Below are 5,763 nucleotides of genomic sequence, written 5' to 3' on the forward strand. Positions count from 1 at the left end.
AAACCCTGTATTAAAGGAGCTTATACTCGGATACCCAGCTTTCATCGCAATTTCTTTCACTGTCAATTCCTTGTTTTCTAATAACCATTGCTTGCTCTGCTGTAGACGGCATAATGTAATGAATTCCATTGGTGTCATTTGCGTGGCGCGTTTAAATAAGCGACAAAAATAATAGGTGCTAACTCCAGCCTGTTCTGCCCAATACTCTAAATCAAACGGATCACATGCCTTTTGCTGCATAAGAGGAAGGAGGGTCTGAATTCGATTATCGATTTCCTGGCGACGTTGAGCTGTTCTTGGTACAGCATTTGTGACAAATTCAATCAAAAACGTATACGTAAGAGTAGACAATCTAGATAAATGTAAAAAACTATTCTTCTCTGCCTCAAGAAGGAGCTGTTCATGGGTCTCCTCTAATCGTTGTAATTGTTGAACCGTCCAGAGCCGGTCATGATGAAATCCCTTTTCTGTTAGAAATGGGTGAAGAACATTGCCGTAAAAGTGAACCCAGCGAATATTCCACGGATCATCCTTACTGCTATAATAGCGCTGTTCCTGCATTGGAAAGTAAAGGAACGCATCACCTCGTTTTAAGGTGAATGGCTTCCCATCAATTTCAAGAAAGCCTGTTCCTGACACGATAAAATGAATACTAAAATTATTTAACGTTCCAACCTTGCGATCAACCTGATGATCAGGCTCATTAAAATACCAGCCAATCGATTCGGGAAGAATCATATACTCATCTTCATTTAATGTAGGCAATAAATATTGTCTAATCATTTTTATCATCCTTATGAGAGCAATATTGTTTCATTTATATAACAATAAGTTTCTATTTTTATTTTAAAGATAGGCTCATATAATGACAATATAGTATTAAATCTTTTTAAGGGAGAGGGAGAAATGAAGAAGATTCATTGGGGAATTCTCGGCTGTGCGAATATTGCAAGGCGTGCTGTCATTCCTGGAATTTCCGCATCTGAAACAGGAGTCGTCTCGGCCATTGCGAGTAGAGGAAGCGAAAAAGCAAAACAATTTGCAGAGGAATTAAAGATCCCGACAGCTTATGGGAGCTATGAAGAGCTATTAGCAGATCCAACCATTGATGCAGTGTATATTCCATTGCCAAACCATTTACATAAGGAATGGACGATTCGGGCAGCTGAAGCGGGAAAGCATGTTTTATGTGAAAAGCCTTTAGCCTTGGACGCAATGGAAGCAACGAAAATGGTTGCTAGTTGTGAAAAAGCAGGTGTCGTCTTTGCGGAGGCATTTATGTATCGATATCACCCGAGATATACGATGATTCGAGATGTCATTAGTTCGGGGGAGATTGGTGATATACGTGGTATTCATGGTACCTTTACGTTCAATAACGCAAAGGACAAGGGGAATGTACGTTATAAGCAGGAATGGGGTGGTGGTTCATTATATGATGTTGGAGTTTATCCAATCAGTGCAGCACGGATGATTCTTGGTGAGGAGCCGCAAGCTGCGACAGTACACGCCTTATTTTCCAAAGAGCATGATGAAGTAGACATGATGGCATCAGGCATTCTTGAATTTGCTAACGGTGTTGCATTAACCTTTGACTGTGGAATGTGGGCAGCATTTCGAAATACGCTAGAAATCATTGGTACAGACGGACGTATTGAAGTACCATCAGCATTTATTACCGAACAAAATGAAGCAGATAACTTTTATGTCTTTACGAATGATGGAAGAAGGGAAGTCGAGGTGCCACGATTGAATCAATATGCTTTGCAGGCAGATGCAATTGGAAGAAGTATTCTTACAGGAGAACCATTACCTTTTCCAGCAACTGATGCAATTGAAAATATGAAGGTTCTCGATGCCTGCTTAACTTCAGCAAGGGAACGAAGACGTGTTGAAATATAAAAATAGGAGGAATACGACATGAAGACAATTACGATTCCAGGGCTTAATAAGAAAGTTACGACACTTATTCAGGGTTCAGATTATTTTAGACCGAGCATTTATGAAAGGGTTTGCAGTGTGCTGGATCGATATGTTGCAATCGGTGGAAATACAATTGATACAGCACATGTTTATTGTGGTGGAGAAAGTGAAGTAGCTATCGGACAATGGATGAGGGACCGCAATAATCGTGAGGATGTTGTCATTCTTACGAAAGGTGCACATCATGATCAGAATGGTCCTCGCGTGACACCTGAGGCAATTTCTAATGATTTGTTTGAAAGCCTTGAACGTCTTGGAACAGACTATATTGATTTATATGCTCTCCATCGCGATGACCCTTCTATTCCAGTTCAGGTCATTATCGATGCTTTAAATGAGCATATCCAAGCGGGACGAATTAAGGCGATTGGTGGTTCAAATTGGACGGTTGAGCGTCTCCAGGAAGCTAATGAATATGCTGCGATGAATGGACTTGTTGGCTTCACCTTTAGCAGTCCAAATCTAAGTCTTGCAAAGGCAAAGGAACCATTTTGGTCTGGATGTGTTTCGGTTGATGAATCAGATTGCGAGTGGCATAAACAATATCAATTTCCACTGCTGTCCTGGTCCTCACAGGCACGTGGCTTTTTTACAGGTCGGTTTACACCTGAGGATCGGAGCAATGAAGATCTCGTTCGTGTTTTCTATAGTGATGAAAACTGGGAACGTCTTCGCCGAGCAGAGCAACTAGCGAAGGAAAAGGGGGTAACAACGATCCAAATCGCCCTTGCCTATGTGCTTAATCAACCATTCCCAACATGTGCTCTAATCGGTGCTCAAAATGACGAGGAACTGCTATCATGCTATGAAGGCTCCAAAATTGAATTAACACAAAAGGAATTAACCTGGCTCGAAAAGGTTGAAAACAGCGTAAAATAATTGAAAAATGGGGGACTGTCCCCCATTTTTTATTTTTATTAAAATTTTTTCATTTTCGACGCTACTCCCGTTATGCTTACTCCCTATATATACAATGAAAACCATTTGAAACGAGAAATGGTGAGCCAAAAGGTTTTTATTTTATCTAAACAATTAAGGGGAGTAAGGAAAAATGGAAAAATTCAATTACGAGTTATTACAATCGTATCAATCATTTAACACGATCGAAGAAATGGACCAGGCTGTCCGCGGCTTTTTGTACAAGCATAAGGAGGAATTGTCAGAAGGGACGATATCTGTTCTTACACAAATTTGGCGACATTCTGTTAAGGTAATCGGTGTTTCCTTTGCCCGAAATGATTATTTAGCAGAGCAAGCAAACGTTAGCCGCCGCACTGTCATTCGCGCCTTGAATGTCTTGATGGAGAAAGGACTTATTAAAAAAATTCCAACAGCAAGAAAGACAGGCAAACAGGGGGTTAACATCCTTATCATCCAGCCATTTGATTCAATCGAAGCATTAAAAAATACGATGACACACCATGATGACACACCAGAAGTCACAGCTAATAAAACAGAGAATAAGCAAAGCTCACTCTGTGAGAAAAGATCGATAAAACCTTATAACGTAAAGGAACTGGAAGAGCCGACAGCTGATCAGCTTGATGTGAGCTTTTTACCAGAATCTATTCCTCAAGAATTTGTAATTGCTGTAAAACCGTTTTTCAACGCAATCGGAATTTATGAGCTATGGAAAAGAGTGCTACTCGTATATCGTAAAATGAAACTAAAGAAAGACCTAGAAGCTGTTATTGATCGCGTCATCTATGCCTTTAAGCAAACGGTATTTGCTAAAAAACGCGGGAAGATTAACTCGACGTTTGAAGGATACTTTTACACAATTCTTTATTCGGAGCTCATTGTCGAAAAACGGAGAGAGATGAAGCATGATTATTATGATTTTTTGGCTTCCGTGTAAAAAGGTACCGTTAGAGAATGAAAAAAGTTTCAAGAATAGAATAGGGTACTTCCTAATTTTAGAAAGCACCCATTTGAATGATGAATAGTGGCATTCATCTTATCCGTGATTTTGTTAATTAATCTTTACGTTTCCTTGGATGATGTTCGTGCTACCAGCTTCATTGCTTACTAGAGTTCCATCTGTTTTTATTCTATTGTTTAAAACTTCATTAGATAGTGAAGCTCCAGTTAATCGAATCCCAGGATTCCGATAGCCGGAATATGTGATAATTTCGTTATTGACCAGTTTATTATAGCTACCTGGTGCAATCCTAACGACAGATTCAGGATTTAACGTACGATCATTTTGTTGAATACTGTTTTGTGAAACTGTATTGTTATCAGCTTGAATAAGAATCCCATGGATGTTTGAGTCAATCACAGTGTTTCCAGTGATCGTATTGTGGTGTGCACCTGATAAGATAAAGATGCCTCTTGGATATTTTTCAATTACATTATTTGTAACTGTATTATAGGCACCACCATTCGGAATTCGTATTCCACCATAGCTATCCTGCTGTTGCCGGCTATTAATAATTCGATTATTAGATACTGTTGTATACGTTGCACGAGATAAATTAATGCCACTACCACCTGTTGAATTTGTTATTTCATTGTTTGTGATCGAAACATTTGTAAATTCACCGACTGGGTAATTCTCATCACCTGTTGCAATGGAATGGCCGCTTGTTCTGTCAAATTTACTATTCTTTATCGCGGAATTTTGCATTCTTCTTAGTATTGCGCCATTTGTCGTATCTCTTATTTCAATTCTATCCAACGTTAAATCGGTGATTTTTTTGTCAATTAACATCCCGCCAATTTGGCTCAGACCTTTAGCAGCGCGATTTGTCCGATCTCCATCAAATGTAAGATCAGAAACGGTAACATTTAATTCAATTGAATTGGACGGTAGCACTGGGTTACCAACTATGTAGCTTCCTGCTGATTCCATTTTCTTAATAATTGTTCGGCCCATACCTGCCCCTACGATGTTTACACCTTTATAAAAACGAAGCTCTTCAGCAACGTAATACGTACCTGCTGGAATATAAACGGTTCCCTCGACCCCACGATCATAAAAGTAACGCATTGCGGAATGTAGGGCATTTGTTTGCGACGCTTGAACACCAGGTCTTGCACCAAAATCTGCTGCGTTTACCGTTTCTTCTGCATGTGCATGTGGTAAGACGTATACCAATGAAAGGAAAAATACAACTAGGAGCATACAACCATATTTCAACATTTTCATTTCTTCAAGTCTCCTTTTTAGATATTTGATTGCATTTTGGGGAAAGTGTAATATGTTCTCATGAGGTAAGGAAAAAAGATGTATCAATGTAGCTAAAACGAAACTTTTAAAACTATATGTCATCACCTACCAATCTTTTAGAATGAATAGCAAGGATAGGTTAACAAAGTTAAAGTTTTCAAGCAATATGTAAATGATACCGTTTACATATATTCGTTTCTTATCAAAAAAACGGTACAAATACATTTGACAAAAGAGTAAATAGGAGATTTTAGCGAAAAAAAACAACATTATTCGCTATTGACTTATTGGTATCTTTTGTTATTATTTAATTGAACAGTGGTTAATAAAGGAGGAGCTATGTCACCTAGAAGAGCAGGGAGCAATGAATTAACTCGAGAGATGATAATGGATGCTGCACGAGATTTATTTGTTCAAAAGGGCTATCAGCATGTGTCGATGAGGCAAATTGCTAAAGAGCTAAATTATAGTCATGGGGCTATTTATTACCATTTTAAAAATAAAGCTGAGCTGTTTTATGCACTTGTTGAGGAACATTTTGACATGCTGGATAAGAAGCTAGAGCAAATTATTCATTTGGAAATGGATAATCATTCAAAGCTTAAGGA

6 protein-coding genes are annotated in these 5,763 nt (G+C 38.7%); 4 read left to right on the forward strand and 2 right to left on the reverse strand.

Features of this window, described 5'->3' with window-relative positions; translation table 11 throughout:
- Nucleotides 1-783: helix-turn-helix transcriptional regulator (locus tag HU235_RS13585; RefSeq protein WP_174880544.1), on the reverse strand; the 783-nt coding region annotated here is incomplete at its 3' end.
- 123 nt (nt 784-906) lie between these two features.
- Between HU235_RS13585 and HU235_RS13590 the strand changes: the two genes are divergently transcribed.
- The 3 genes from HU235_RS13590 to HU235_RS13600 all read left to right on the forward strand — a co-directional run bounded on the left by HU235_RS13590 (nt 907) and on the right by HU235_RS13600 (nt 3,841).
- On the forward strand, nt 907-1,902 hold the full coding sequence (locus tag HU235_RS13590; RefSeq protein WP_145580706.1) for a Gfo/Idh/MocA family protein: 996 nt from the start codon (nt 907-909) through the stop codon (nt 1,900-1,902).
- 18 nt (nt 1,903-1,920) lie between these two features.
- Nucleotides 1,921-2,862 carry an aldo/keto reductase gene (locus HU235_RS13595; RefSeq protein ID WP_095298716.1) on the forward strand — a complete coding sequence of 314 codons (942 nt, stop codon included), beginning with the start codon at nt 1,921-1,923 and terminating at the stop codon, nt 2,860-2,862.
- Nucleotides 2,863-3,034: 172 nt separating this feature from the next.
- Entirely contained in the window at nt 3,035-3,841 is an 807-nt protein-coding gene (locus HU235_RS13600) for a helix-turn-helix domain-containing protein (RefSeq protein WP_174880545.1), read from the forward strand.
- A 114-nt stretch (nt 3,842-3,955) separates the two neighbouring features.
- On the opposite strand, the gene HU235_RS13605 is transcribed toward HU235_RS13600, so the two are convergent.
- Complete coding sequence (locus tag HU235_RS13605) at nt 3,956-5,134, reverse strand: glycosyl hydrolase family 28-related protein (RefSeq protein ID WP_095298718.1); 1,179 nt, start codon at nt 5,132-5,134, stop codon at nt 3,956-3,958.
- A 360-nt stretch (nt 5,135-5,494) separates the two neighbouring features.
- On the opposite strand from HU235_RS13605, the gene HU235_RS13610 reads away from it, so the two are divergent.
- Nucleotides 5,495-5,763: TetR/AcrR family transcriptional regulator (locus tag HU235_RS13610; protein ID WP_174880546.1), on the forward strand; the 269-nt coding region annotated here is incomplete at its 3' end.

It is taken from the genome of Metabacillus niabensis (assembly GCF_902829255.1).
In the GTDB taxonomy this organism is placed as follows: domain Bacteria; phylum Bacillota; class Bacilli; order Bacillales; family Bacillaceae; genus Metabacillus; species Metabacillus niabensis.

Bases quoted from the DNA above. Each gene is read 5' to 3' on its own strand.
- HU235_RS13590 (WP_145580706.1), top strand. From the start codon at position 907: ATGAAGAAGATTCATTGGGGAATTCTCGGCTGTGCGAATATTGCAAGG.
- HU235_RS13595 (WP_095298716.1), top strand. From the start codon at position 1,921: ATGAAGACAATTACGATTCCAGGGCTTAATAAGAAAGTTACGACACTT.
- HU235_RS13600 (WP_174880545.1), top strand. From the start codon at position 3,035: ATGGAAAAATTCAATTACGAGTTATTACAATCGTATCAATCATTTAAC.
- HU235_RS13605 (WP_095298718.1), bottom strand. From the start codon at position 5,134: ATGAAAATGTTGAAATATGGTTGTATGCTCCTAGTTGTATTTTTCCTT.